This is a genomic window from Paracoccaceae bacterium, from assembly GCA_012103375.1.
Classification (GTDB): Bacteria; Pseudomonadota; Alphaproteobacteria; order Rhodobacterales; family Rhodobacteraceae; genus WLWX01.
Map to the genome: position 1 here is coordinate 709688 of WLWX01000001.1, position 25232 is coordinate 734919.

A 25232-nucleotide genomic window follows, 5' to 3' on the forward strand; every position below is an offset into this window, starting at 1 on the left:
CAAATGCCGCTGGTGCATACTGACGACAAAATACGCGGGCTGCCAGTGGTCAGGATGCCTCAGGCCCCCGGGGCGGCGCTGTTGACGCAAGGGACCCAATGGCGGCCAATGGCGGGACAATGGCGGATCATTGTTCACTATCGGAGGGGCCCATGACCCAACGCCTATCAGTCGTCGCGCTGACCACGGCCCTGTTTCTGGCCAATCCCGCATTTGCCCAGAAAGCCTGTTACAGCCAGTCTGATTGTGAATGCGCGGCATCAGCAAGCAACCTGCGCGACGGGCTGTGGCATGTGCAGATAGAGCCGGGGCAAGTAGCCGCAAGCAACGGCCGGGTGTTCGAGTTGAACACCGCCGAAGGACCGTTGGATCTGATCAGCAACTGCGACGGCACGCTGCTCATGGCATGGCAAGATGAGGAGCTTGGTCGGATCGAATGGGAACTGACACGCGTCAATCAGGGCGTCGCATCACCCGACAGCGCCGCCGCGCCAAACATCGCTGCCGCATCCGAACATTTTGTGCCTCAGATCGACACAGCCATCTGGGATGACTTCAGTGCAGTCAGCCCCGAATTGGGCGAGTTCACGAATGCCAACGAGTTCTATTTTGGTGAGACGATTTACTATTTCGATCAGACACCGGTAATCGCGACCATGCTTCTGGGCTATGACGGGGTGCCGGGGCGGGCGCAAACCCATGGTGACGTCAGCATGACCATGCGCATGGGCCCCTATCAGGGGATCACCCTTTGGATGCGCACCGGCAAGGCGCAGTTCGCGTGGGTCGGCGACAGTGACGCCGCGCGCGCCTATATCTTTGAACACTGCCGCTGCCGCGATGTGACTGTTGCGCTGGAAAGCGCCAGTTTGGGCACGCGGTTGCAGCAGGAACTGATCGAGCTGCATAAGAACAGACAGAAGCGGCGCGTCGGCTATGACCTGACGGCAGACGACGGGATCATGCAGAACGAACGGTTCGATCCGGGCGCACCCATTGTCAAACCAACCGAGGGCGACGCCGGAAACTGGCCCTGTTTGACCAGCGATCAGATGGACCTGTCGGGCAAGCCAACACAGGTGCAGCTGAGGGCCGATTTCAAACAGGAGTTCGGCAAGATCATGGCCACCCTGAACGGGCAGGAGTCCGGCGGCGCGGGACGTGCTTCGACCGGCGCCGAAACAAACGCGGCCAGTTGCGCGATCACACCGCCGGAGTCGGATTTGTGCGTCAATGCCGAAGTAGAGTGGGAATCAATGATGATGCACGAAGAGGTTCACCGCCGCGCGTGCCTCGATCACAATGGCCGCGCCCAGGTCGCCAAGGCCGAGATTGATGCCGCGCTCAGCGGCGCTAAAGTCCCGGGCCTGTCTCGTAGACAGGCCGAGCAGGCCGCCCTGGCCTCATAGGTCAGCCAGTGTCTGACCTATGAGGCCCATATGACAAACGCCTACAATGCTGCCGTGGACGAATTGAAAGCCTATCGCGCCGGGATCGGTATCTTGCAGGCGCATCTGGACAAATACTGCAGGTTTTAGGGCCAGCCCTGCACGACGGTTTACAGCCCAAAAATCCGCTGCTATACGCGCCGCTCCTGCGACTTTTGCAAATCTAACCTAGGAAGGTGGTGACAACCACATGCAGGTAAGTGTTCGTGATAACAACGTTGATCAGGCACTGCGTGCGCTGAAGAAGAAACTTCAGCGTGAAGGCGTGTTTCGTGAAATGAAGCTCAAGCAGCATTTCGAAAAACCGTCCGAGAAAAAAGCACGCCAGAAGGCCGAAGCCATTCGGCGTGCCCGCAAGCTGGCCCGTAAGAAGGCCCAGCGCGAAGGGATGATGAAAGTCAGCCCTCAAGAACGTGGCGGCAAGCCGTCAGTGAACCCCCGCAGCCCATGGCTTCGGGGGTTTTTTCTTGGCGGCGGCGGGACGGGCCGCGCGATGTAAAATCGCGCGGTTGCTTGCCGGCGGCGGTGGCTGGAGGGGCCAGCCCCTCCAGACCTCCCCGGGATATTTTCGGGTCAATGATGTATGAAAAAAGCGGCGGTCAGCCGTTCAGAAGCCTGCGCAGTTTCGCAATGGCTCTGTCATGCGCTTCGCCATAGCGGATCAGTTCGGCGTATTGCCCCTGATCATCCAGCAGATAGATCAGCGAAGTGTGGTCCATTGTGTAGTCGTCACCGTCGAGCGGGACAGACTTGTAATAGACGCGCCAGATATCGGCCATGGCGCGCACCGCGTCTGGCGGGCCGGAGATGCCGGTGACGCGGTCCGACTGGGCCGTCACGTAGTCGCCCAGAACCTCGGGCGGGTCGCGTTCCGGATCAATGGTGACGAAATAGACTTTGAGGGCATCGGCCTGGGGCCCAAGCTCTTCCAGCCAGGCGTTTATGTCGAATATCGTGGTCGGACAGATTTCGGGGCAATGGGTAAAGCCGAAAAACAGCGCGCTGGGGCTGCCAAGCAGATCCGCCTCGGTTATTGGCGCGCCGGTGTGGGTGACCAGGGAGAACGGACCGCCAAGTTGGGCGGCACCCAGCGCGCTATTGTCCGAGCGACCCTCCCAGAACATGCGGCCACCCAGCCCTGCGCCGATGGCCAGCGCGATGGCAACCGCCCAAACCACCCAGAGATATGCGCGACTAGTTGCCATGGCCGTGGGCATCTTTGCCGAGGTCCCGGATCACATCCAGCGGCGCGACCGTGAAGGGCAGGGTCACCGTACCGGCGTTCAGAAACTCCAGCGAGACATCATGTGTTTCGCCCGCAACCAGTTCTGTTGAAGGTTTCATCAGCATAAGGTGATAACCGCCCGGCATGAGCCGCACGGTTTCACCGGCGGGGACCGTGATGCCGCCGTCGATGGCGCGCATCTTCATCACGTCGCCAGACATGACCATTTCGTGCAACTGCACATCGGGCGAAATATCGGCACGTGCGCTCAGCAGCACCTCTTCTGTGTCGCCGGTATTCTCGACCGCAAGGTAGCCGCCCGCAACCGGTGCCCCTGCGGGTGTGACGCGCAAGACCGGTGCGTGAATCAGAAGGTCGCCGACCCACATGCTGGGCAGCGTCTTTTCTTGGGCCTGCGCGGCGGTGCCGAGGCAGACGGCAATCGCGACGATCCGAAGAATATTGACCATGACGACTCCTGTGGTCCGGGATGCGGGCACAGCATAGGTCCGCCCGCGCCCGCCAACATGCGACCGATTGTCAGGCGATGCTAGACTGGCAGCGCCGTTGTCTTGAACACTGTTCTGAGGGCGAAAGAGCTTTGCATCTGCGCCACACCGGGCAGGCGGGCAAGGTGGCGGCGGTGAATGCGGGCGAAATCCTCGGTATCTTCGGCGACGACCTTCAGGATGTAATCTGCGGTTCCAGCCATCAGGTGGCATTCCAGGACATCGGGAATCAGCGCGACCTCACGCTCGAACGCATCCAGAACCTCGTCAGCCTGGCCCGACAAGGTGATTTCGACGAACACAGTGGTGGGCCGACCAACGCGCCGCGGGTCCAGCAGCGCCACATAGTCGCGGATGTAGCCGTCCGCCTCCAGCCGCCGCACACGCCGGTGACAGGCCGAAGGCGACAGGTTCACCGCCTCGGACAATTCGGCGTTTGAGATCCGTCCGCGTTTTTGCAGGACTGTTAAAAGGCGGCGGTCTGTGTCGTCGATATCCATATGCTTCGCAGAACCTTCGCAAAAATCGGGAATCTGCGCACATTCCTATCTATGTTGACCGCAAACATCACGCGAAAATTCAACCACATTTCGTGCAATCCCGCGTAGTCATACGGCACACGCAAGCCACGGAGCTGGACCCATGAAGATCGGATGCCCGAAAGAGATCAAACCGCAGGAATTTCGCGTTGGCCTGACGCCAAATGCCGCCCGCGAGGCCGTGAACCATGGCCACGACGTGGTGGTCGAGACCGAGGCCGGCGCGGGTTCGGGGTTTCCTGATCAGGATTATCTTGATGCGGGGGCGGTGATCCTTGACACAGCCGAACAGGTCTTCGCCGAGGCCGACATGATCGTGAAGGTAAAGGAACCCCAGGCGGGTGAGCGCAAGATGCTGCGCGAAGGGCAGTTGCTGTTCACCTATCTGCATCTGGCACCGGATCCGGCGCAGACCAAAGACCTGCTGGCCAGCGGCTGCACGGCGATTGCCTATGAAACGGTGACTGATGATCGCGGCGGCCTGCCCCTGCTGGCGCCAATGTCCGAGGTTGCCGGGCGACTGGCCCCTCAGGTGGGGGCCTGGACGCTGCAAAAAGCCAACGGCGGGCGCGGCGTGCTGATGGGCGGCGTTCCCGGTGTCGGCCCGGCGCGGGTTGTGGTGATCGGTGGCGGCGTTGTCGGCACCCATGCGGCCAAGATTGCTGCCGGGATGGGCGCGGATGTGACCGTGCTGGATCGTTCGCTGCCGCGCCTGCGTTACCTTGACGACGTCTTCGGCGGCACCTTCAAAACCAGCTATGCCAGTGCGGGCAATACGCTCGAACTGGCGCAGGCCGCTGACATGATCATCGGTGCAGTGCTTATTCCGGGCGCCGAGGCACCCAAGCTGATCAGCCGCGCCCAACTGGCCGAGTTGAAACCCGGTGCGGCGCTGGTGGATGTGGCCATTGACCAGGGCGGATGTTTTGAAACCTCGAAAGCGACGACCCACAGGGATCCGATCTATGACGTCGACGGGATCATGCATTACTGTGTGGCCAACATGCCGGGCGCGGTTGCGCGTACCTCGACCATCGCGCTGGGCAATGCGACGATGCCATTCATGCTGGCGCTGGCCGACAAGGGCTGGCGGCAGGCGTGCGAGGATGACCCGCATCTGTTGGCGGGCCTGAACGTTCATGCCGGGCAACTGACCTATTACGCCGTTGGCAAGGCGCTTGGCCTTGATGTTCTTGCACCGTCGCTTGCCTTGAAAAAATGATCGGCCTGGCGACACTGGCCCCCCGGTGTCGCCAGGCCGCATCATCGCGGAGAATACTGCCAAGCCACGCTGGACATTTTGCCCGGTGGCCTTAACGTGGTCGCATCCATTGAGTCACATTCATTCAGGACACTGCCATGATCCGTTCCAACCTTCTTGCCTGCGCGTCGCTTGCCACGCTTGTCGCCGCACCGGCCAATGCCGAGTTTATCTTTGGCGGTGAACTAACACTCGAACGCGACATTGAGGAGAACGGCGGAGGCGGGATTGATACCAATACTAATATTCGCGGTGAGCTTGTAATCGGTTACGATACTGGCGATTTTGCCTTCGGTGTCGGTACGCGCTTCCGTGAAAGCCATGACGACTTCGAAATTGAAGATGAGAACGAATTTTATTTCGCGACCATCGGGCCAGTCACCATTTCGCACGGGTTCGGATATGGCGCCGGAAACATGGTGAGCGAAGACTACTTTGGTTTGAGCGACACAACGAGTGAAGATTCGCCATCGACACGCATTGATGTCGCCCTGGACAATTTCCATCTGGCGGTATCGCGCGAAGATTCGGGCGACTATGAACTTGGGCTGGCAACATCGATTGCGAACCATTTTGTCCGAATCGGCTATGAAGACGATGATGAGGACTTTCAGATCGCCGTCGGTCGCGACGTGGGCGACTGGGGGTATCATGTTGTACTTCACCGGGACTTTGATTCAAACTCTGCAACATCGCAACAGCTTGGTGGTACCTTGCTTTACGACATCAACGATGCATTCCGCATTGCCGGACATTTGGCCATCGACGGCGACGCAGAGCTGGATAGCTATGGTCTGGCAGCCTGGTACGAATTCGGCGGCGAACCCACGTCGTTCGGCCCCGCCACACTTAGTTTTGAGTATCTCAACAACGTAAATGCTGACTTGGAAAGTGTTGAACTGAGACTGAACATTCCGTTTGGAAATGCAGCGCCGCACCTCTTTGAGCGCAAGGCCAACAAGGAAGAGATCAGCGGTTTCGGATACTACTAGCGCTCAGTCGGCCGATCTCAACCCGCCCATTTGATCGAACAGCCCATCGACGCGATCTGATCGCGCGGGCCTTGGCCCGTCTCGGCAACTTGCTTCATACCCTCGAACAAGTCGCGCCGCAGATCACCCGGCCCGGCGCTGCGGGTCGAGGCATCAAGCCGCCCGCGATACTGCAATTCCAGATCGTCGTTATAGCCGAAGAAATCCGGCGTGCAGGCCGCGCCATATGCGTGGGCGACTGACTGGTCCTCATCATGCAGATAGGGGAAGGGGAACGCCTGCTGTTCAGCCATGCGGACCATGTTTTCGAAACTATCGTCGGGATAGGCTGTCGCATCGTTTGAGCAGATCGCCGCAAACCCGACCCCCAATGGCGCAAGATCATGCGCATCGCGTACGATCCGATCCATGACGGCCAGAACGTATGGGCAGTGGTTGCAGATAAAGGCGATCACCAGGCCGTTCGGCCCGGCAACACTGGCCAGATTACGCCGACCGCCATCCATCCGTGGCTTTCAGCAGGAAATCGCTTGCAGGCGCACCAAAGTCGCAGACGGGTGGTATTGCAGCCATCGGAGCAGTCCAATTCAATTGGGCCGGATCACGTGGATCCGCGCCACAGGTGTGTGCTGACAAAATACAGAATATCGGAGGCGTTTCCAAATGCATCCCGCGACCTCGGGTCTGTTGCTGGCATTGGCGACAGTCCCGGTCATTGCGCTGACCATTGGATTGGTCGGCATCGGCCCGGACGTCTACGGCGATGTGGCCCAGCGCCTGCTTGGCGGCGGCTGGCCCATGCTGGCCGTTGCAGTCGTTCACATCGGGCCACTGGTGACGCTGGTCCTGTATCGACAGTTGCAAAAGATGCGCAGGCCGACCATATCACCCCCCCGGAAACAGGAACGGCCCGCCGTTGACAGCGGGCCATTCGGTCGTTTGATCGAATAATCGGGCTAACGCCAGATTATTTGGCCAGCGAATCCCGGATCTGGATCAGAATGTCCTTCTCGGACGGGCCGGGATCTGCTGCCGGCGCTTCTTCTTTCGGCGCTTCTGCGGCGGCTTTGATCTTGTTGACCGATTTGACCAGCATAAACACCACCCAGGCGATGATCAGGAAGTTGATGACCGCCATGATGAACGAGCCATAGGCAAACACCGAAGCGCCCGTTTCGCGCGCCGCTTCCAGCGATGCACCGGCCGCAACTTCGCCTGAGAGGACTGCGTAATTGTTGGTGAAATCCACGCCGCCCGTGAACAGGCCAATAATCGGATTGATCAGGTCGGCCACCAGGGACGCAACGATTGCCGTAAACGCCGCCCCGATAATGATACCCACGGCCATGTCCATGACATTGCCTTTGGCGATAAAATCCTTGAACTCTTTCATCATGTTGTGTGCCCTCCACGCACCATCACTGTCACTTGTGGCTTATAGCGTGGTCGCTTGCCACATAGTCAAGTGAAGACTCGATGATTCCGCGTTGCTTGCCCGGCAATTGGCCCGCCTTCAGGCAGGCAGCCCGCCGGTCAGCACGTATCGCAGGATCGCGACCACCTGTTCAGGGGTTTCCGCGACTGCCAGTGCGGCGGCGCCGACCTCTTTCAGGGCATGCTGATGATCGGCCCCATGTATCACGATCAGCGCCTTGCCCAGCGCCGCCGCATAGCCTGCATCAAACGCCGCGTTCCACTGCTTGTACTTGTCGCCAAACCGCACGACGACCACATCTGCTGCCTCAATCAGCGTCCGGGTGCGGATCGCGTTGACCTTGGCGCCCTTGTGATCATGCCAGAATTTATCCGCTTCGGCCCCCAGGATTGCAACGCCGCAATCGTCCGAGGCCGCGTGATCCGTGACCGGCGCGAAGAACTCCACATCCAGCCCTTCCGCCCCCGCCATAATCTGCGCGCGCCAATCCGTGTGAATTTCACCCGAAAGGTAAACCTGCATCTCTTTCCCCTCTTTTCGCCAAAAATACTCCGGGGGGAGTCGCCGCAAGGCGATGGGGGCTGGCCCCCGCCCGCGCTAGCCGCGCAGGACCCCACCTGTGGCCTTCGCCACCTTCTCGACCACCTTCGCACCCACGGCCTCGATCTCAGCCTCGGTCAGGGTCTTGTCCTGGGGTTCAATGCGCACCGTGACGGCAAGTGATTTCTTGCCCTCACCCAGCGATCCGCCGATGAACTCATCAAACACCCGCACCCCCCCGATCATCGCCTTGTCGGCCCCGGCGGCGGCGTTGACCAGGGTCAAAGCCTCGACATCCGCATCGACGACGAAGGCAAAATCCCGATCCACGGCCTGCAGATCGTTCAGAACCAACGCGCCCTTGCCCGAACTTGCCTTGCGCGGCAGCGGGATTTCATCGGGCCAAAGCGTGAAGCCCATCGCCGGGCCCTTCACGTCCATTGCCGCCAGTATTTTGGGATGGATCTCGCCGAAGACGCCCAGCACCTTTTTCGGACCAAGACAGATCATGCCATGCCGTCCGGGATGCCACCAGTCCGCGGCGCCGCGCAGGATCTGTACTTTTGCGGGCGCGCCCATTGCGGCCAGAACCGCCTCGGCATCGGCCTTGACGTCATAGAGGTCCAGCGCGCGTGACGCGCCGTGCACATCCTTGGCCCCGGTACGCCCGACCCGCAGGCCAGTGACCAGGGTGTGCTGTTCGCCCGGTTCACCACCTTGGAAGGCCGGGCCAACTTCGAACAGCGCCAGATCGGCGCGTCCGCGTGCCTGATTGCGCGCCGCTGCCGCCAGAAGACCGGGCAGCAGGGCGGGGCGCATATGGCTCATGTCCTGGCTGATCGGGTTTTCCAGACGGGTCGCATCGGTGCCGCCCCCGAACAGCGCCGCGCTGGCCGCATCAATGAACGAATAGGCCACACATTCATTCATCCCCAGCGCCGCGCAGGTGCGCCGGGCGATCGCCTCTCGCTTCTGGCCAGCCGTCAGGATCGGCTTCGGCACGCCAGGCTCGGCGCGCGCCAGCGGCTGACTTTTGAGGTTGGTGAGCGACGCAATCCGCGCCACCTCCTCTACCAGATCCGCCTCACCGCGCACATCGGGACGCCAGCTGGGCGGAGTCACGTCCAACCCGTCCAGCGTGAAGCCCAGCGCCGTCAGCGTCTTCCTCTGCTCGGCCTCCGAGATCTCCATCCCGACCAGAGAGGCGGTGCGCTTCGGGTTCAGCTTATAGCTGCGCGTGACATCCGGCATCGCCCCGGCGGTCACAACCTCGCTCGGCTCGCCCCCACAAAGGTCCAGGATCATCCGCGTGGCATGTTCCAGCCCGACTGGCGTGAAGGCAGGGTCCACACCGCGTTCAAAGCGGTATTTCGCGTCCGAGTTCACCTTCAGCGCCCGGCCCATCCGGGCAATCGTCACCGGATCCCAATAAGCGCTTTCGACGAAGACATTCACAGTGTCCTCGGTCACGCCTGTTTCGGCCCCGCCCATGACCCCGGCGATGCTTTCGGCACCGGTGTCGTCGGAAATCACCATCATGCCGGGCTGAAACGTGTAAGTTTTGTCATCCAGCGCGACGATCTGTTCGCCGCCCTTGGCGCGATGCACCCGCAGGTTCCCGGCCACCTTGTCGGCGTCGAAGACGTGCAGCGGGCGGTTGCGATCGAAGGTGAAGAAATTGGTGATGTCGACAAGGGTCGAGATTGGCCTGAGGCCGATGGCCTTCAGCACATCCTGCAACCAAGCCGGCGACGGCCCGTTCTTCACGCCCCGGATCAAACGGCCCGTGAACAGCGGGCAACCGTCCAGCGTATCGTCGTCAATCGAAACGGAGATCGGCGACGGGAAGGTCCCCGGCACCGGGTCGGTCTCCCGCGCGACCTTCTTGCCCAGTCCGCGCGCCGCCAGATCGCGCGCGATCCCTTCGACGCCCAGCGCATCGGGGCGGTTCGGGGTTATCGCAATCTCGATCACAGGATCGGTCTTGGCCGGGTCATGCTCGGCCAGCCAGTCGGTGAAGGGGGTGCCGACCTCAGGACTGCCGGAGAGTTCGATGATCCCGTCGTGTTGATCGGACAGACCCATCTCACGCTCAGAACACATCATGCCGTGGCTTTCGACGCCGCGGATTTTCCCGACCTGAATGGTGGTGTCGATGCCGGGGATATAGGCGCCGGCGTAGGCGATCACCACGTCGATCCCCTCGCGCGCGTTTGGCGCGCCGCAAATGATCTGCTTTTCACCCTGATCGGTGGCGACCCGGCAGACGCGCAGGCGATCAGCGTCCGGGTGCTGTTGGGCGGCGATCACATGGCCGGTGGTAAAAGCGGACAGCGCGGCGGCGGGGTTCTCGACCCCCTCAACCTCCAGGCCAAGGTCGGTCAGGGCCTCGGTAATTTCATCGAGGCTCGCATCCGTTTCCAGATGATCGCGCAGCCAGTTCAGGGTGAATTTCATGGGTACACTCGCGGCTAACGTTGGTTGATGCAGTTATTGGCTGCGAAGATCAAGTTCTTTCGACTACCAGATAGAAAAGTTTCGGCCGACATCGTTTGATACGGCGGCCTGATGTATGCTGTCCAAGAAAGCGTTCTAGCGTCAGAAAGAAAGCTGCGAATGCGATGCGATGGTATTTCATGGACAACTTCCGTAACGAGTTCATCAAGCTGTCGAACTATCGGCGTGAAATCAGTCCACGAAAAAAGGTCGGTACGAATTATTGCGTTCGAAATAGCGCTTTGCACAGCCAATGCCGGACCATGGATTTCAACACTCATGAATAGCCTGCCAGGCTGCAACTCGTCGCAGAATAAATTGAGCTCAAATTCACGTTCATCATCGGCTCCTGGCCGCAAGAATGCTTCGTAACCATCTTCTCGAAAATCTAGACGCCATGCAGATTGGGCAGCGGGCTTGCTTCCGCCTAACATCGTTAAAACTCTTGGTTCACTTTTCTTGAACCCACTTTCTCGTTCTCCGGGATATCGAGTTAACCCTCAACCGTCTGCATCTTCTCGTGAAAACCAAACCATCTCGTCTGGCCTGGAGTATGTCACAAAAGCGGCAACACTTCCGTGAGAAACACCGTGTTTCATTGCATGTTGTGCGAGCAGGTCATTGCAAGCTTGGTCAGGAATGCCGTTCCGCGAGCATGAGTGCTGCCCAAGTGCGCCCTTTGTTTCGATTGTTCTTAGCGCGCCGGAAACAAAAACGATCGAAGCGCACGCTGATGCGCAACTTGATCCGTTTGGCACCACAGTATGATAATCTCTCGAACTCAGTATTGAAGCTATTGCCAATGCTTCTGATACTGATCCGCCATTGCTGTTTAGTAGTACCACAGGGTGGCCATGGGGAAGTGGCGCAATAGCAGATGAAAGCTCCAAAACTCTGTCCGCAGTTCCGCTATCTATCTCGCCAGTAAGCGACAGAACGCGATGATCGCGCCAGATCGTGGTTTCTACTTCTGCGGCGGCAATGGGTTTTGCCAAATATAGCGAAAACACGAGCAAAATTAATTGTCGCAGCGCCATCACCCCACACCCCCATGCAGCGTAGGCACCTCCAACGCCGAAAACCCATAGTGCCGCAGCCACCGCAGGTCTGAATCAAAGAACGCCCGCAAATCGGGAATCCCGTATTTCAGCATCGCCAGCCGATCAATTCCCATCCCGAAGGCGAAACCCTGCCATTCATCCGGGTCGATATTGGCCGAGCGCAGGACATGCGGATGCACCATGCCGCTGCCCAGCACCTCCAGCCAGTCGTCGCCCTCACCCACTTTTACGGTGCCGCCTTCCCAGCTGCACTGAATATCCACCTCTGCGCTCGGCTCGGTGAAGGGGAAATGGCTGGCGCGGAACCGGGTTTTGACCTCGGTGCCGAAAAACGCCGTGAAGAATTGTTCCAGCACCCATTTCAAGTTCGCCATGGAGATATCGCGGTCAATCGCCAACCCCTCTACCTGATGGAACATCGGCGTGTGGGTCTGGTCATAATCCGCGCGATACACCCGCCCCGGAGCAATGATCCGGATCGGCGCGCCCTGATCCATCATGGATCGGATCTGCACCGGGCTGGTGTGGGTGCGCAGCACGTGGGGCGGGCGATTGTCGCCGTCTTCGCGCGCCATATAGAATGTGTCCATCTCTCCGCGTGCGGGATGGTGGTCGGGGATGTTCAGCGCGTCGAAATTGTACCAGTCACTTTCGATCTGCGGGCCTTCGGCCACGGCAAAGCCCATGTCGGCGAAGATCGCGCTGACCTCCTCGGTCACCTGAGACACCGGATGGATCGTCCCCTGCTGATGGGTGCGCGACGGCAGCGTCACATCCAGCCATTCACCCTTCAGGCGTTCCTCGAGCGCGGCATCGCCAAGGGCGGCCTTGCGGGCGGCCAGTGCCGAGTTAATCTCGTCCTTCAGCGCATTCAGCTTGGGCCCGGCCACCTGGCGTTCCTCGGGCGTCATCTTGCCCAGTTCGCGCATCTGGGCGCTGACCTCGCCCTTCTTGCCCACGGCCTGCACGCGCAGCGCCTCAAGCGCGTTTTCATCAGCGGCATCCGCGATGGCGGTCAGATATTTCTGTCTCAACTGGTCCATGACCCGATCCCCGGCTGTTCGGCCTCGCAGTTACCGCCCGCTGGCGGGCGGTGCAAGACGTGGGAGCGCCCCTTGCCCTGCCGGATGCGCCGCCTATGATCCCGCACAGGACGCTGCGCGGGGCAAATGACGTGCTGAACACCATCACGCTGGACACTGCGCAGGCGCAAACCTGGGATGTCATCATTGCGGGCAGCAGTTTCGCCGCGATGTTTTTTCTGCGCGGCCTGCCAGATGATCTGCGGGTGTTGATCGTCGAAAAAGGCCCGCTGCACAGCCTTGAAGATGATCTGATCCATGGGACGGATCGCGATCTCGAGGATTTTGCGATATCGGCCCCTGTCGGGGACCGCAAGACCTGGGTGGCACACACGAAATTCGGCGGCAATTCAACCTGCTGGTGGGGGCAGGTGCCGCGGTTTCACCCCAGTGATTTCCGCCTGTCAGAACTGCATCAACCCAGCGCGCCCTGGCCGATCACCTATGACGACATCGAACCCGCCTATGCCGAGATTGAGGCCATCATGGAGGTTGCCGGCGCCGACAACGGCCATATCCTGCATCGCAGCACCCCGTTTCCCTTCCCGGCCCATGCGCTGACCCGCGCGGGTGCCGCCGCTGTCGCGGCGCGCCCGGATATCTGGGTGCCGGTGCCGACGGCGCGGTCCAACGGCGGCAACCGCGCGACCTGTTGCGCCAACGGAGTCTGCCACCTGTGCCCGATTGATGCAAAATACACCATTTTGAACGGTATTTCTGCTTTTGAGCGTCCGGGCGTTGCGCTGTTGATGGACACCGAACTGCACCAGGTCGATATCACCAACCAGCGCGCAACCGGGGTAGTTTTGCGCGACAGCGCCGGGCAGACACACCGCCTAGCGACAGACCTGGTGGCGCTTGGCACCAACGCGATTTTCAACGCCGCGATCATGTTGCGTTCGGGCATGACCGACGCCGCACTTGGGCGTTACCTGCACGAACAAACCTCGAGATTGTTGTTCCTCGACATCGCCCAGCCGAATTATTTCGGCGGCACATCCATTACCGAGCATTGCTATGGGTATTACGATGGACCGCATCGGGCGACATCCGGGGCTGTTTTGGTTGAAAATTACAACGTGCCCTCGGCGCTGCGGGCCGAGCGTGACCGCTGGACTCACAGGATGCGGCTGAAGCTGATCGCCGAAGATCTGCCGCAAGCCGATTGTGTTGAAAAACTCCGTTTTAGGGCCTGAACGATGATTTTTCTTTCCATGCAGCCCGATCCTAAATTTTTGGCGCGGGGGTCGGCCCAAATCGCCTACATGCGCTCACGCGCAGCCATGCGCTGTCTCGTGGTCAAAGCTTTCCGACTATTTCGCTTCATAGGTTTTCGCAAGAAATCCGCGACGCTCTGATTTCGGAGTTTTTCAACACAATCAGCCGATAACCGGGTCACGTTGGATGCCGCAGGGGTGCCGCGTGTCACCTGGACCGGTCATTCCAATTATGGCGTGGCGGGATTGGACCGGGCTGAGGCGGATCTGCAAAGCATCCTGCCGTTCGAAATTGACGGCATTGTCCACCGCGAAAACAGCGATACTGAGGCGCATATTCAGGGCACCCACCGAATGGGATCCGATCCGGCCGAATCCGTGGTGAACAGATCGCTGCAATGCCATTCCGTATCCGGCCTCTATGCCCTTGGTGCAGGCGCATTTCCCACCAGCGGCGTCGCGAACCCCACATTGACCCTGTCCGCATTGTCCCTTCTGGCCGGAAGGTCAGTGTGATGCGTTTCAACAGACGTCAGCTTGTTGTCGCGGGGCTATCCGCAGCCGTCCTGTCTGCGGGAGGGTTTGGCCTTTACACCGCGCCTACACCGCGCCCGCGCGGGCAGCGCGCAAGGCTCTTGCCGCGTCTTTCGGCGATGATGTTGCAAACCACCCGGAAACGACCCGCTTTCTGGACAGTTACCTGATCCGTTATCGCGCCGCCGCCCGGACGACATCGCGCCTGACGCGCCTTGGCAATCAGGCGCGGACCTGGGGCCTGCCGCTTTACGACGCGGCGCAGTTTGGTGGCGATGTGGTGCAGACATACCTGACATCAACCAATGTTGTCCTGGTTGCCGAGAACGGCGAAGATCTAGCTTTTGTTGCCTTGCGCGACCCTTACGCGTCGCCCTGCACCAATCAGTTGAGCGCCAATTGGCTGTGACCCTTGTTTATCACACGAAAAAAGCCGCCGGATTGCTCCGACGGCTTTTCCTGAATTTTCCTGTTGCGGGCGTTACGCAGGCAGCGCAGCTTTCGCCTGATCGACGATGGCGCCAAAAGCCTCAGGCTCGTGCACCGCGATATCGGCGAGGACTTTGCGGTCCACCTCGATCCCGGCAAGCGCCAGACCATTGATGAACTTGCTATAGGCCAGGCCTTCGTCATGGGCGCGCACGGCGGCGTTGATCCGCTGAATCCACAGGGCGCGGAAGGTGCGCTTGCGGTTCTTGCGGTCGCGGGTGGCATACTGGTTGGCCTTGTCGACCGCCTGGCGCGCAACCTTGAAGGTGCTTTTGCGCCGACCGTAATAGCCTTTGGCCTGATCCAGAACTTTCTTGTGGCGTGCGTGGGTAACGGTTCCGCCTTTGGTACGTGACATCTATTCGATCCTCCTTCAGCGGTCGTAGGGCATGAATTGCTTGACGATCTTCGCGTCAGGCGCACTCAGCGTGGTGGTCCCGCGCGCGTCGCGGATGAACTTCTTGCTGCGTTTGATCATGCCGTGCCGCTTGCCGGCCTGGGCGGACAGGACCTTGCCGGTCGCCGTCACTTTGAAGCGCTTCTTGGCGCTGCTTTTCGTCTTCATCTTGGGCATTTGCATCTCCGAAGGTCTTGGGTTCAGCTTAAGGCGTCACAAGGCAAGCCACTTGGCCCGTCACGCACGTCGAAGGCCGCCGTATAAAAGGGCGAACCGCGGCTGGCAAGCGGATTCAGTTGATGATTTCGGCGACAACCCGAACAAATGCACGTGATATGTCAGCAAAGGCGTACCCACCGGGTTGACCGGCGATTGCAGCCACGATCAGAGCGGCACCAATGAACAGCAGCGCAATCGTTAACCGTGCAGAGCCATTCGATGAAAACGAGTTTATCAGCGCCGGGAATGCCAGCGCCACGATGATGAACCCAAGAACAAGAAGATAGTCGCTGTCCATAATTGTCGCCCCATCGGTTTCAGGGTCTGTGCGACAAGTCTATTCAGGCTCGGACGCGAAAATCAACCTTTCCTCACACGGGGCGACCCGCAGGATATTCGTCGAACCGGGCACATTGAACGGCACACCGGCGGTGACGACGACGAAATCATCCTTGCCGCCGAACCCTTCGCCCCGGGCCGAACGTACCGCATTCACCACCGCATCCTTGAACCGATCCACTCGCCCGGTGATCACGCAATGCAACCCCCAGGTCAGGCACAATCGGCGCGCTGTCTTTTCCAGCGCGGTCAGCGCAATGATCGGCACCGCTGGCTTTTCGCGTGCGACCAGAACCGCGGTAGTGCCGGATTGCGAATAGCAGCAGATCGCCTTGATATCCGTCGTCTCGGCAATTTCGCGTGATGCAGAAACGATCGCATCGGCAACGGTTTCCTTGGCACCGGCGCGACTGGCTTCGATCACGGCGCGGTAGGTGCTGTCACTTTCAACCTCCAACGCGACATTATGCATGGTCTCGACCGCCTCGACCGGGTACTCGCCCGCCGCGCTCTCGGCACTCAGCATGACGGCATCTGCCCCTTCATAGATCGCCGCGGCCACGTCCGAGACTTCGGCACGTGTCGGCATCGGGCTTTCGATCATCGATTCGAGCATCTGCGTCGCGACAATCACCGGCTTGGCTGCGGCGCGGCATTTGCGCACCAGACGCTTCTGGATCGGAGGCACGTTCTGCACCGGAAGTTCGACGCCCAGATCGCCACGCGCCACCATCACCCCGTCTGTGACTTTCAGAATTTCGTCGAAATTTGCGACGCCTTGCGGCTTTTCGATCTTCACCATGATCGCGGCGCGCCCCTTAACCAGGGCCTGTGCCTCGGTCACATCCGCGACCCGCTGAACGAAGGACAGCGCCAGCCAGTCAACGCCCAGTTCGCAGACAAATTCCAGATCGCGCAGGTCCTTTTCCGACAAAGCCGTCAGTGGCAGCAGCACATCGGGCACGTTGACGCCCTTGCGGTTCGAAATCGTGCCACCGGCAATCACCTCGCAGTTGGCGTAATCCTTGCCGCATTCAATCACTTTCAGGCGGATCTTGCCGTCATTCACCAGCAGACTTGCACCGGGTTCGAGGGCGGCAAAAATCTCGGTATGGGGCAATTGCATGCGGGTCACGTCGCCCTCGGCCTCATCAAGGTCCAGCCGGAAGGTGGCCCCTTCAACAAGCTCCTCCTCATCGTTGGCAAACACACCAACGCGCAGTTTCGGCCCCTGAAGGTCGGCAAGAATGGCAATCGGACGCCCCAGATCCGCCTCGATCTTGCGAATGATTGCGTGGCGCGCGCGGATCTCTTCGTGATCGCCATGGCTCATGTTCAGGCGAAATACATCGGCCCCGGCTTCGAACAGCGCACGGATCGTTTCGTAATCGTTCGAGGCAGGCCCCAGCGTCGCGACGATCTTTACGTTGCGCATTCGTCTCATCAAGTGTCTCCGGTTGGCTTACGTGACCGCTAACATCGGCCGCGCGCTTCTATTGCGCAATTGCGGCGCGCTGACAACTGGCGCTTTGCCGCGCAGAGGCCTAAGAAAGCGCCATGCCCAGGGATTCTGCACCAGACGTATTCGCACCGGTTGAGGTTTTTGGCGAAGATCGCGCGTCGCGCTGGCTGATCCTTTGTGACCATGCCCGCAACACGGTCCCCCAATGCGTGGCAGATGGTGACCTTGGGCTTCCGGCCAGCGATATGGCGCGCCACATTGCCTATGATGTCGGTTCTGAAGGGGTCGCACGACATCTGGCGGAACGACTGGATGCGCCCTGCGTGCTGTCCAATTTCTCACGCCTGGTGATTGACCCGAACCGCGGTGAAGACGACCCGACACTTCTGATGCGGCTTTATGACGGGTCGGTCATTCCGGCAAACAGGCGCGCTGACGGGGCCGAGGTCGAACGCCGGCTGGACCTGTGTTATCTCCCTTACCATCGCAAAGTGGCCGAGCTGGCGGCGCGCCGCGACGACACCGTGATCCTGTCGATTCACAGCTTCACACCGCAACTGGCCGGTCGCCCGCCGCGCCCCTGGCATATATCCATGCTGTCCGCCGCCGACCGTCGCCTGACCGAACCGTTGCTGGCCCTTTTGCGCGCCGAACCCGATCTGTGTGTTGGCGACAATGAACCCTATGGCGGTCATCTTCCGGGTGACACGATCGACACCCACGCCTGTGCCCATGACCGGCACAACACGCTGATCGAAATCCGCAACGACCTGATCCGCACAGCCACGCAACAGGCCGCCTGGGCAGACCGCTTGGCACCAATGCTTACCACCGCCCTGACGGAGACCTGACATGGACGCACAAACCCAAACCGAACTCGAAGCCGCCGCGTTCCGCCGGCTGCGCGATCATCTGCGCGAACGTAGCGACGTACAGAACATCGATCTGATGAATCTGTCCGGATTTTGCCGCAACTGTCTGTCACGCTGGTATCAGGAAGCGGCTGCCGAACGGGATATCACCATCGACAAGGCGGCCGCGCGCGAGGTGATTTACGGCATGCAGTTCGACGACTGGAAAGCGAAATACCAGACCGAAGCTACCGCGCAGCAGCAGGAAATCTTCGCCAATACGCCGAAAGATCACTGACCTTCGTGATGCGCTGATTCTCGTGATTCGGGGCCGGGTCAAGGATGCCGAAGGCACCGCGCGGTTGCGCGGCCTGTCCTTGACGCGGCCCCGAATCGCACCAAGGCTTGATCAGGCGCGTTGACGGGCAGCCTGCCCCGTCAACCGCCTCTCAGCAATCTGCCCCTGCGAGGACACGCCAACAAACCGGACAACGCATGCCGCGCCGAATGGCGCAGCGCCTAAGCGACGGCAGCATCGCTGCCCTGAGCGCGGGCGCCCACCGGACACCAGACGCTAGACCGCCACGCGGCGGCTTTCATCAATATAGATCTCGCGCAGGCGCTGCGACACCGGACCCGGCACGCCCGCGCCGACGGTTGCCCCATCCACTTCGACCACCGGCATCACGAAGGCCGAAGCCGAAGTATAGAATGCCTCGTCCGCGTCTTGCGCCTCACGGATTGAAAACGCGCGTTCTTCGATCTCCATCTGCGCCTCACGCGCCATTTTCAGCACGGCGTTCCGTGTAATTCCGGCCAGAATATCCTGGCCAAGCTGGCGCGTGATGATTTTGCCGTTTTTGACGATATAGGCGTTGTTCGATGTGCCTTCCGTCACCAGCCCATCTTCGACCATCCAGGCGTCATCAACACCCGCCGCCTTGGCCATCATTTTGCCCATCGACGGATAGAGCAGCTGAACCGTCTTGATGTCCCGTCGCGCCCAGCGCAGATCGTCGATTGCAATCACCTTGATGCCGGACTTCGCCGCCGGAGAGTCGATCAATGCCTTGCTTTGCGTGAACATCACCAGCGTCGGGGGCGTGTCGACCGGATACTGGAAATCCCGATCTGCCGCGCCGCGCGAGACTTGCAGATAGACCAGCCCCTCGGTCACGTTATTGCGCGCAACAAGTTCTCGATGAATTTCAAGCAAGTCAGCCTCTGGCATGGCCATGTTGAGCTCGCCCAGCGACCGCGCCAGCCGCTGCCCGTGGCCGTCGAAATCAATCAGCTTGCCGTCCAGCACGCTCGTCACTTCATACACCGCATCGGCGAACAGAAAGCCCCTGTCAAAGACCGAGATTGTGGCCTGATCTTCAGGTACATAGTTGCCGTTTACATAGACGGTGCGGGTCATGGGGCGGGTCTCCGGATTGGTTTTGGCGTTTGCGAGCGTGATGCGAGGCTTCTTGCGCTGCGTCAAGGGGACGGGGCGGGGCGTCGCCAGGATCGCTTGGCGCTGGTCAGGTGACGGATGATGTTATCCCCAAAGCGCGGCCTCGCTCGGGTGAACGCCCAGCTGGTCAAAGCGAAGCGGCGTTGTGCGATCTTCGGCCAACAACAGCGGTCCGTCGAGGTCGGTGAACGCCACGCCCTGGGCCAGCAGAACCGCCGGAGCCATTGCCAGTGAACTGCCCACCATGCACCCCACCATGACGCCGAACCCTGCATCCCGAGCGTCGGTTTTCAGCGCCAACGCCTCGGTCAGTCCGCCGGTCTTGTCCAGCTTGATGTTCACGATGTCATATTTGCCCGCCAGTGCGGGCAGGCTGGTCCGGTCATGGCAGGATTCGTCAGCGCAACCCGGCAGCGGGCGGTCAATCTCGCCCAGCATGTCGTCCTGCCCGGCTGGCATCGGCTGTTCGACCATCGCCACACCCAGCCGCAACAGATGCGGGGCAAGATCGGCATAGACCTCGGCCGACCAGCCTTCGTTTGCGTCCACGATGATCACCGGATCCGGCGCGCCTGCGCGCACCGCTTCCAGCCGCGCCATGTCGTCAGGCGTGCCGAGTTTGATTTTCAGGATCGGTCGGTGCGTATTCTTCGCCGCCGCGGCGCGCATATTCTCGGGCGTGTCCAGCGACAATGTATAGGCCGTGATCTCGGGCCCCGGCGCGGTCAGGCCCGCCAGTTCCCAGACCCGTCTCCCGGCGCGCTTCGCTTCAAGATCCCACAAGGCGCAATCTACAGCATTGCGCGCCGCGCCCGCAGGCAAGGCGGTCTGAAGCGCGTCCCGGTCCAGCGATCCGCCAAGACTGTCGATCTGGGCCGTAACCGATTCGAGCGACTCGCCATAGCGTGCATAGGGCACGCATTCGCCCCAGCCCTGATGGTCGCCGTCCCGCGCCGTCACCGTCAGCACCTGCGCCTCGGTCCGCGTCCCACGAGAGATCGTGAACGCCTGCGCCAGCTGGAATGTATCGCGGGTGACCGTCAGGCTCATATTGCGGCCAGCGCATCGACCAGCGGACCGGCGCCAAAGCGGAACGGATCGGTGGCGGGCAGGCCCATGCGGGTACCCGTATCCTCCAGCAACCTCTTGGCCTCATCCTCGCCCAATGCCTTGGTATTGATCGAGATACCTGCCACCTGACACGCCGGGTTGGCGATCCGCGCTAGCGGCAAGGCCGTGTCACGCAGCGCTTCCAGCGACGGCAGGTCGTAGCCCGGCAGTCCGCGCATATGGGTGCGGCTGGGTTCGTGGCACAGGATCAGCGCGTCGGGCTGACCACCGTGGATCAGCGCCATGGTGACGCCGGAATAGCTGACGTGGAACAGGCTGCCCTGCCCTTCGATATGATCCCAGTGATCGGAGTCGTTGTCGGGGGTCAGATATTCGACCGAACCGGCCATGAAATCCGCGATCACGGCGTCCAGCGGGACGCCTCCGCCGGTGATCAGGATGCCGGTCTGACCGGTGGGACGGAACGTGGTTTTCATCCCGCGCGCCTGCATTTCCGCGTCGATCGACAGGCCGGTGTACATCTTGCCGACCGAACAGTCCGTGCCAATCGCCAGACACCGCTTGCCGGTGCGCTTGACGCCATTGGCGATCGGATAGGCAACCGACGGGATGCGCACGTCGTGCAGCGTCATCCCTGCAACGCGCGCGGCCGCAACCAGATCATCTTCATCCCGCAGCAGATTGTGCAACCCCGAGGCAAGGTCGAACCCCATTTTGAGCGCCTTGACCAGAACCTCTTTCCAGGCATCGCTGATCACACCACCCCGATTGGCAACGCCAATCACAAGGGTCTTTGCCCCGGCGGCCTGGGCCTGTTCCAGCGTCATGTCCTCCAGCCCCACATCGGCACCACAGCCCGGAAGGCGGATCTGACCGACGGCGTTTTCAGGGCGCCAGTCCCTGATACCCTGCGCCACCTTGGCGGCCAGTTGATCGGGCGCGTCGCCCAGGAAAAGCAGATAGGGGGTCTGGATCATGGCAGCCTCTTTGCATTGTCGTATCGGGGTCGAGTCGCGCGAAAATGCCAGAAACGATATGGGATTTCATTGTTCTTTAAGCGCCGGTTTCGCGGATTTGCGAAGAATGTTGCGCAATTCTTCGAAAACCCTATCTTTCCTTCGATGATTGCACCAGATCCCGGATGATCGTGCTAAGCATCACCACCCAGATCGTCCTAAATCTTTTGCACCCATTGTTTGATCTGCAAAGCCTCTTCCCAGCGGTTTGACATCTCTTTCCCGTCCGGGCCGGTCATGGCGTATTCGGGCGGACCAAGCTCACACAGGAAGATGCAATCGCCAGATTGGTTCCACGACCGCCAGTCGGCCAGTCCTTCGCGCCACCAGCCTTTGAACAGATCGACCCATTTCTGATGCTGGGGGAAGCCAAGCTGCAGCTGGATTTGCTGCCGGCTGGCGACGCGCCCCTGCAAGCTGTCGGAACGCCGCAGGATGCGGCTGATCAGGCCACGGTCATGGTCTGACAGTGGAAACCAGAACTCGCGGTCGACAACGTAATGGGACAGATCGGCACAAATGCGCATCTGGGGGATGAGGTCGAGCAGTTGCAGCGTCACGAACAGGTCATTGGTGATGCAATTACGGTGGGTTTCGAATTGGACGGGCACGCCGACCTCGTCGCTCATGTCGATCCAACGGCGGATGATCGGCGCCATCTCGGGGATGGTCAGCGGCATCACCTGGCCGATGATGTCGACGAATGGCGATCCGAAGTCCTTGGCCATCTCAAGGGTGTCGCGGAAGCCGTCAACCTCTTTCGGGAAGGCGACGATCAGCGGCGTCAGGCCGTTGGCTTCAAGATGCGGGCGAACTTCATGCGCCGTGGCCACATCGGATGCGCCAAGATCGATGGCCAGCCCGTCAAAACCTGCCGCAGCCACCATTTCGGCCACCTGATCGAAGGGCAGTTTCACACCCGTCTGGTCATGTGGCTGCATCGCCCACAGCGACGTATAGACCTTCAATTGCCGCATTGCAGAAAACTCCTTGTTGCTGGCGCAGCAATAATCTACCCCAAAGGGCAGCAGACACGAAATTTACTTACGAGGCCACCCATGTCGTTCCGCGTTCAACCCGCCCCCGTCGCCCGCCCGAACCGCTGTCAGCTGTTCGGCCCGGGATCGAACGTAAAACTGTTCGAAAAGATGGCGGCAAGTGCCGCGGACGTCATCAACCTGGATCTGGAAGACAGCGTGGCCCCCGCCGACAAGGCAACGGCGCGGGGCAATGTGATCGCGGCGATCAACGATGTGGACTGGGGGTCCAAACACCTGAGCGTGCGGATCAACGGCCTCGACACGCCCTATTGGTATCGCGATGTGATCGATGTGCTGGAACAGGCGGGTGAGCGGTTGGACCAGATCATGATCCCCAAGGTCGGCTGCGCGGCGGATGTCTATGCGGTGGACGCGCTGGTCACCGCGGCCGAGGCGGCGGCCGGTCGCACCAAGCGGATCGGGCTTGAGGTTATCATCGAAACCGCCGCCGGAATTGCCCATGTGGAAGAGATTGCGGCGAGCTCCCCCCGCCTTCAGGCGATGAGCCTGGGGGCGGCGGATTTCGCCGCCTCCATGGGGATGCAGACAACCGGGATCGGCGGGACGCAGGAAGATTACTACATGCTGCATGACGGGGCGAAGCATTGGTCGGACCCCTGGCATTGGGCGCAAACGGCAATTGTCGCGGCCTGCCGGACCCATGGCGTGCTACCGGTGGACGGGCCGTTCGGGGATTTTTCGGATGACGACGGGTTCCGGGCGCAGGCGCGGCGGTCGGCGACGCTGGGCATGGTCGGGAAATGGGCGATCCACCCGAAGCAGATTGCACTTGCGAACGAAGTGTTCACACCCTCTGACGCAGCCGTGGCCGAGGCACGAGAGATCCTGGCCGCGATGGCCGAGGCCGATGCAAGCGGCGCGGGTGCGGCGGTCTACAAGGGGCGACTGGTTGATCTGGCCAGTGTCCGGCAGGCCGAGGTGATCGTGACGCAGGCCGAAATGATTGGTGGGTGAGACCGGTGATGCGCAGGCGGGAGTGGACATCAGCAGTGCACCGCAAGCAGGGACAAGCCGCCAACGTCCGCTTCCCGCCGATTCTGTGGAAAAACAACGTGTTGCGGGCGCAGAAAGTAGCGATTTGAACATAGCGCGAGCGCCTTTCTGATCAGGCTTTGCGCGTTTGCTGCGGTGCAGGAAAGATCTTTGCCAGTTTGCGAAGGTTTTGGGCAGTGGCGGCGAGCAGGAATTCGTCATTTGCGCCGCATGGTCCACGTAATCGGAGCCGTCCCAGGCCGAGAATGCGCTTGAGGTGGGCAAAGAGCATTTCGACCTTCTTCCGGAGCTTCACCGAGATCTTGTATTGCGGCGTTTTGGCGATTGCGCGGGCGATGTCGCGAGCGTCCTCATGTTCCTCACGGGTGATCTTACGGGCGTCGGCATTCGGGCAGCACTTCGGCTTGGAAGGACAGGATTGGCAGGTGTGCTTCAGCGCTTGGTACTTGGCCACGCCCTTGCCGGTTGGGCCGCGATTGGGGTCGGAGTAGTTTCGGCGGAACTGCTTCAGAGCCTCGCCTTCCGGGCAGATGTATTGATTGTTCTCGGCATCCCATTCGAAGTCAGCTCGGGACCAGGTGCCATCGGTGCGCCCGGCTTTGTCGAAGACCGGGATGTGCGGTGCGATCTTTTCACCCACCAGCCATCCGAGCATGGGTCCCGATCCGTAGGCGGTGTCGGCGATCAGCCGTTCGGGATGAAGATCGAAGCGCTCTTTGGCCCGCTTCAGCATCGTCTTGGTTGACCCCACCTCGGCTTGACGGATCGACCGTGTCGCTTCCACGTCGACGATGACACCATGATCGGTATCGATGAGATAGTTGTCGGAGTAGGCAAAAAATGCGGGACCCTTACGCGCCGCCGTCCACTGGCTGGCTGGGTCGGAATAGGACGTGAACTTTGGCTCGACCGGTGTCGCTGCTCCGAATGCGGCCTCATCCAGAGTGTCGAGATACTCGCGGACCGCGCGGGGTGCAGCGTCTGCATCGATCCGCGCAATGTCCCATTCTTCCTTTGGCGCAGAGTACTGCTTGTTGGCATCCGCCTCGATCAAGCTGGCATCGACGGCCAGGCGCTGACCGCTGACGAGACCTTCGGCGATGCATCGCGCGACCGTGGTCTCGAAGAGATGGCGCAGCAGCTCACTCTCGCGGAACCGACCATGCCGGTTCTTTGAAAAGGTCGAGTGATCCGGCACCCGATCGGCCAGGTCGAGCCGACAAAACCACCTGTACGCGAGGTTCAAGTGTACCTCTTCACAGAGCCGCCGCTCGGACCGGATGCCGAAGCAGTAACCGACGATCAGCATCCGGATCAGCAGTTCAGGATCGATCGAAGGACGACCGGTGTGGCTGTAGAAATCGGCAAGATGGGCGCGGATGCTGCTCAGATCGACGAAACGATCAATCGATCGCAGCAGGTGATCTTGCGGGACATGGTCTTCCAGCGAGAACTCATAGAACAGCGCCGCCTGTGCTTCCTGCCTCGGTCCCATCATGGCTGATCCTCCCGCTTGTTGAGAGGATTGAATCAGCG

26 protein-coding genes and 3 pseudogenes are annotated in these 25232 nt (G+C 60.6%); 10 read left to right on the forward strand and 19 right to left on the reverse strand.

What is annotated here, in order from left to right; genetic code table 11:
- Positions 1-152 precede the first annotated feature (152 nt).
- Together GKR99_03690 and rpsU are read left to right on the forward strand one after the other, a co-directional pair.
- Positions 153-1409 carry a hypothetical protein gene (locus GKR99_03690; GenBank protein NKB26697.1) on the forward strand — a complete coding sequence of 419 codons (1257 nt, stop codon included), beginning with the start codon at positions 153-155 and terminating at the stop codon, positions 1407-1409.
- 229 nt (positions 1410-1638) lie between these two features.
- Positions 1639-1857: pseudogene (rpsU, locus tag GKR99_03695) on the forward strand (30S ribosomal protein S21).
- 190 nt (positions 1858-2047) lie between these two features.
- Here rpsU and GKR99_03700 read toward each other — a convergent pair.
- The 3 genes from GKR99_03700 to GKR99_03710 all read right to left on the reverse strand — a co-directional run bounded on the left by GKR99_03700 (position 2048) and on the right by GKR99_03710 (position 3682).
- Positions 2048-2665, reverse strand: a complete 618-nt coding sequence (locus GKR99_03700; protein ID NKB26698.1) for an SCO family protein — start codon at positions 2663-2665, stop codon at positions 2048-2050.
- Positions 2643-3143: a copper chaperone PCu(A)C gene (locus GKR99_03705; protein NKB26699.1), complete on the reverse strand. Its 501-nt coding sequence runs from the start codon at positions 3141-3143 to the stop codon at positions 2643-2645. Before GKR99_03705 ends, GKR99_03700 begins: the two co-directional genes overlap by 23 nt.
- Positions 3144-3223: 80 nt before the next feature.
- Complete coding sequence (locus GKR99_03710) at positions 3224-3682, reverse strand: winged helix-turn-helix transcriptional regulator (GenBank protein ID NKB26700.1); 459 nt, start codon at positions 3680-3682, stop codon at positions 3224-3226.
- A gap of 142 nt (positions 3683-3824) precedes the next feature.
- Between GKR99_03710 and ald the strand changes: the two genes are divergently transcribed.
- Both ald and GKR99_03720 read left to right on the forward strand, forming a co-directional pair.
- Complete coding sequence (gene ald / locus GKR99_03715) at positions 3825-4943, forward strand: alanine dehydrogenase (protein ID NKB26701.1); 1119 nt, start codon at positions 3825-3827, stop codon at positions 4941-4943.
- Between the two features lie 137 nt (positions 4944-5080).
- Positions 5081-5974 (forward strand): hypothetical protein, encoded by an 894-nt coding sequence (locus GKR99_03720; GenBank protein ID NKB26702.1) that lies wholly within the window; start codon positions 5081-5083, stop codon positions 5972-5974.
- A 17-nt stretch (positions 5975-5991) separates the two neighbouring features.
- On the opposite strand, the pseudogene GKR99_03725 reads toward GKR99_03720, so the two are convergent.
- Positions 5992-6547 (reverse strand): annotated as a pseudogene (locus GKR99_03725) (redoxin domain-containing protein).
- Positions 6548-6637: 90 nt separating this feature from the next.
- Here GKR99_03725 and GKR99_03730 point away from each other — a divergent pair.
- Entirely contained in the window at positions 6638-6925 is a 288-nt protein-coding gene (locus GKR99_03730) for a hypothetical protein (GenBank protein NKB26703.1), read from the forward strand.
- A gap of 16 nt (positions 6926-6941) precedes the next feature.
- Here GKR99_03730 and mscL read toward each other — a convergent pair whose 3' ends face one another.
- The 5 genes and pseudogenes from mscL to pheS all read right to left on the reverse strand — a co-directional run bounded on the left by mscL (position 6942) and on the right by pheS (position 12549).
- On the reverse strand, positions 6942-7370 hold the full coding sequence (gene mscL, locus GKR99_03735) for a large conductance mechanosensitive channel protein MscL (GenBank protein NKB26704.1): 429 nt from the start codon (positions 7368-7370) through the stop codon (positions 6942-6944).
- A gap of 117 nt (positions 7371-7487) precedes the next feature.
- Complete coding sequence (locus GKR99_03740) at positions 7488-7931, reverse strand: YtoQ family protein (protein ID NKB26705.1); 444 nt, start codon at positions 7929-7931, stop codon at positions 7488-7490.
- 75 nt (positions 7932-8006) lie between these two features.
- The gene (locus tag GKR99_03745) at positions 8007-10406 is read right to left on the reverse strand and encodes a phenylalanine--tRNA ligase subunit beta (GenBank protein ID NKB26706.1); all 2400 of its coding nucleotides are present in this window, start codon (positions 10404-10406) and stop codon (positions 8007-8009) included.
- 446 nt (positions 10407-10852) lie between these two features.
- Positions 10853-11248, reverse strand: a pseudogene (locus GKR99_03750) (hypothetical protein).
- A gap of 233 nt (positions 11249-11481) precedes the next feature.
- Positions 11482-12549 (reverse strand): phenylalanine--tRNA ligase subunit alpha, encoded by a 1068-nt coding sequence (gene pheS, locus GKR99_03755; protein ID NKB26707.1) that lies wholly within the window; start codon positions 12547-12549, stop codon positions 11482-11484.
- Positions 12550-12608: 59 nt separating this feature from the next.
- On the opposite strand from pheS, the gene GKR99_03760 reads away from it, so the two are divergent.
- Positions 12609-13784 carry a hypothetical protein gene (locus GKR99_03760; protein ID NKB26708.1) on the forward strand — a complete coding sequence of 392 codons (1176 nt, stop codon included), beginning with the start codon at positions 12609-12611 and terminating at the stop codon, positions 13782-13784.
- A 65-nt stretch (positions 13785-13849) separates the two neighbouring features.
- On the opposite strand, the gene GKR99_03765 is transcribed toward GKR99_03760, so the two are convergent.
- A complete protein-coding gene (locus GKR99_03765; GenBank protein NKB26709.1) occupies positions 13850-13987 on the reverse strand; it encodes a hypothetical protein in 138 nt (45 codons plus the stop codon).
- Positions 13988-14159: 172 nt separating this feature from the next.
- Here GKR99_03765 and GKR99_03770 point away from each other — a divergent pair, with 172 nt between their 5' ends.
- Positions 14160-14321 (forward strand): hypothetical protein, encoded by a 162-nt coding sequence (locus GKR99_03770; protein NKB26710.1) that lies wholly within the window; start codon positions 14160-14162, stop codon positions 14319-14321.
- 499 nt (positions 14322-14820) lie between these two features.
- Here the strand turns inward: GKR99_03770 and rplT are convergent, their stop codons facing one another.
- The 4 genes from rplT to pyk form a co-directional block, all read right to left on the reverse strand.
- On the reverse strand, positions 14821-15186 hold the full coding sequence (gene rplT / locus GKR99_03775) for a 50S ribosomal protein L20 (protein NKB26711.1): 366 nt from the start codon (positions 15184-15186) through the stop codon (positions 14821-14823).
- 15 nt (positions 15187-15201) lie between these two features.
- The gene (rpmI, locus tag GKR99_03780; GenBank protein NKB26712.1) at positions 15202-15402 is read right to left on the reverse strand and encodes a 50S ribosomal protein L35; all 201 of its coding nucleotides are present in this window, start codon (positions 15400-15402) and stop codon (positions 15202-15204) included.
- Positions 15403-15517: 115 nt separating this feature from the next.
- Complete coding sequence (locus GKR99_03785; protein ID NKB26713.1) at positions 15518-15742, reverse strand: hypothetical protein; 225 nt, start codon at positions 15740-15742, stop codon at positions 15518-15520.
- A 39-nt stretch (positions 15743-15781) separates the two neighbouring features.
- The gene (pyk, locus tag GKR99_03790) at positions 15782-17227 is read right to left on the reverse strand and encodes a pyruvate kinase (GenBank protein NKB26714.1); all 1446 of its coding nucleotides are present in this window, start codon (positions 17225-17227) and stop codon (positions 15782-15784) included.
- 113 nt (positions 17228-17340) lie between these two features.
- Here pyk and GKR99_03795 point away from each other — a divergent pair, with 113 nt between their 5' ends.
- Both GKR99_03795 and GKR99_03800 read left to right on the forward strand, forming a co-directional pair.
- Positions 17341-18096 carry an N-formylglutamate amidohydrolase gene (locus GKR99_03795; protein ID NKB26715.1) on the forward strand — a complete coding sequence of 252 codons (756 nt, stop codon included), beginning with the start codon at positions 17341-17343 and terminating at the stop codon, positions 18094-18096.
- Position 18097: 1 nt separating this feature from the next.
- Positions 18098-18394, forward strand: coding sequence for a DUF1244 domain-containing protein (locus tag GKR99_03800; protein ID NKB26716.1), 297 nt, complete (start codon positions 18098-18100; stop codon positions 18392-18394).
- 276 nt (positions 18395-18670) lie between these two features.
- Here the strand turns inward: GKR99_03800 and GKR99_03805 are convergent, their stop codons facing one another.
- From GKR99_03805 to GKR99_03820, 4 genes are all read right to left on the reverse strand, one after another.
- A complete protein-coding gene (locus tag GKR99_03805) occupies positions 18671-19516 on the reverse strand; it encodes a D-amino-acid transaminase (GenBank protein ID NKB26717.1) in 846 nt (281 codons plus the stop codon).
- A 123-nt stretch (positions 19517-19639) separates the two neighbouring features.
- Positions 19640-20605, reverse strand: coding sequence for a dipeptide epimerase (locus GKR99_03810; protein NKB26718.1), 966 nt, complete (start codon positions 20603-20605; stop codon positions 19640-19642).
- Positions 20602-21603 (reverse strand): DUF1611 domain-containing protein, encoded by a 1002-nt coding sequence (locus GKR99_03815; protein ID NKB26719.1) that lies wholly within the window; start codon positions 21601-21603, stop codon positions 20602-20604. The genes GKR99_03810 and GKR99_03815 overlap by 4 nt, the downstream gene beginning before the upstream one ends.
- 197 nt (positions 21604-21800) lie before the next feature.
- The gene (locus tag GKR99_03820; protein ID NKB26720.1) at positions 21801-22619 is read right to left on the reverse strand and encodes a sugar phosphate isomerase/epimerase; all 819 of its coding nucleotides are present in this window, start codon (positions 22617-22619) and stop codon (positions 21801-21803) included.
- An 81-nt stretch (positions 22620-22700) separates the two neighbouring features.
- Here GKR99_03820 and GKR99_03825 point away from each other — a divergent pair, with 81 nt between their 5' ends.
- Positions 22701-23657 carry a CoA ester lyase gene (locus GKR99_03825; protein ID NKB26721.1) on the forward strand — a complete coding sequence of 319 codons (957 nt, stop codon included), beginning with the start codon at positions 22701-22703 and terminating at the stop codon, positions 23655-23657.
- 151 nt (positions 23658-23808) lie between these two features.
- Here the strand turns inward: GKR99_03825 and GKR99_03830 are convergent, their stop codons facing one another.
- A complete protein-coding gene (locus GKR99_03830) occupies positions 23809-25194 on the reverse strand; it encodes an IS1182 family transposase (protein NKB26722.1) in 1386 nt (461 codons plus the stop codon).
- Positions 25195-25232: the final 38 nt, after the last annotated feature.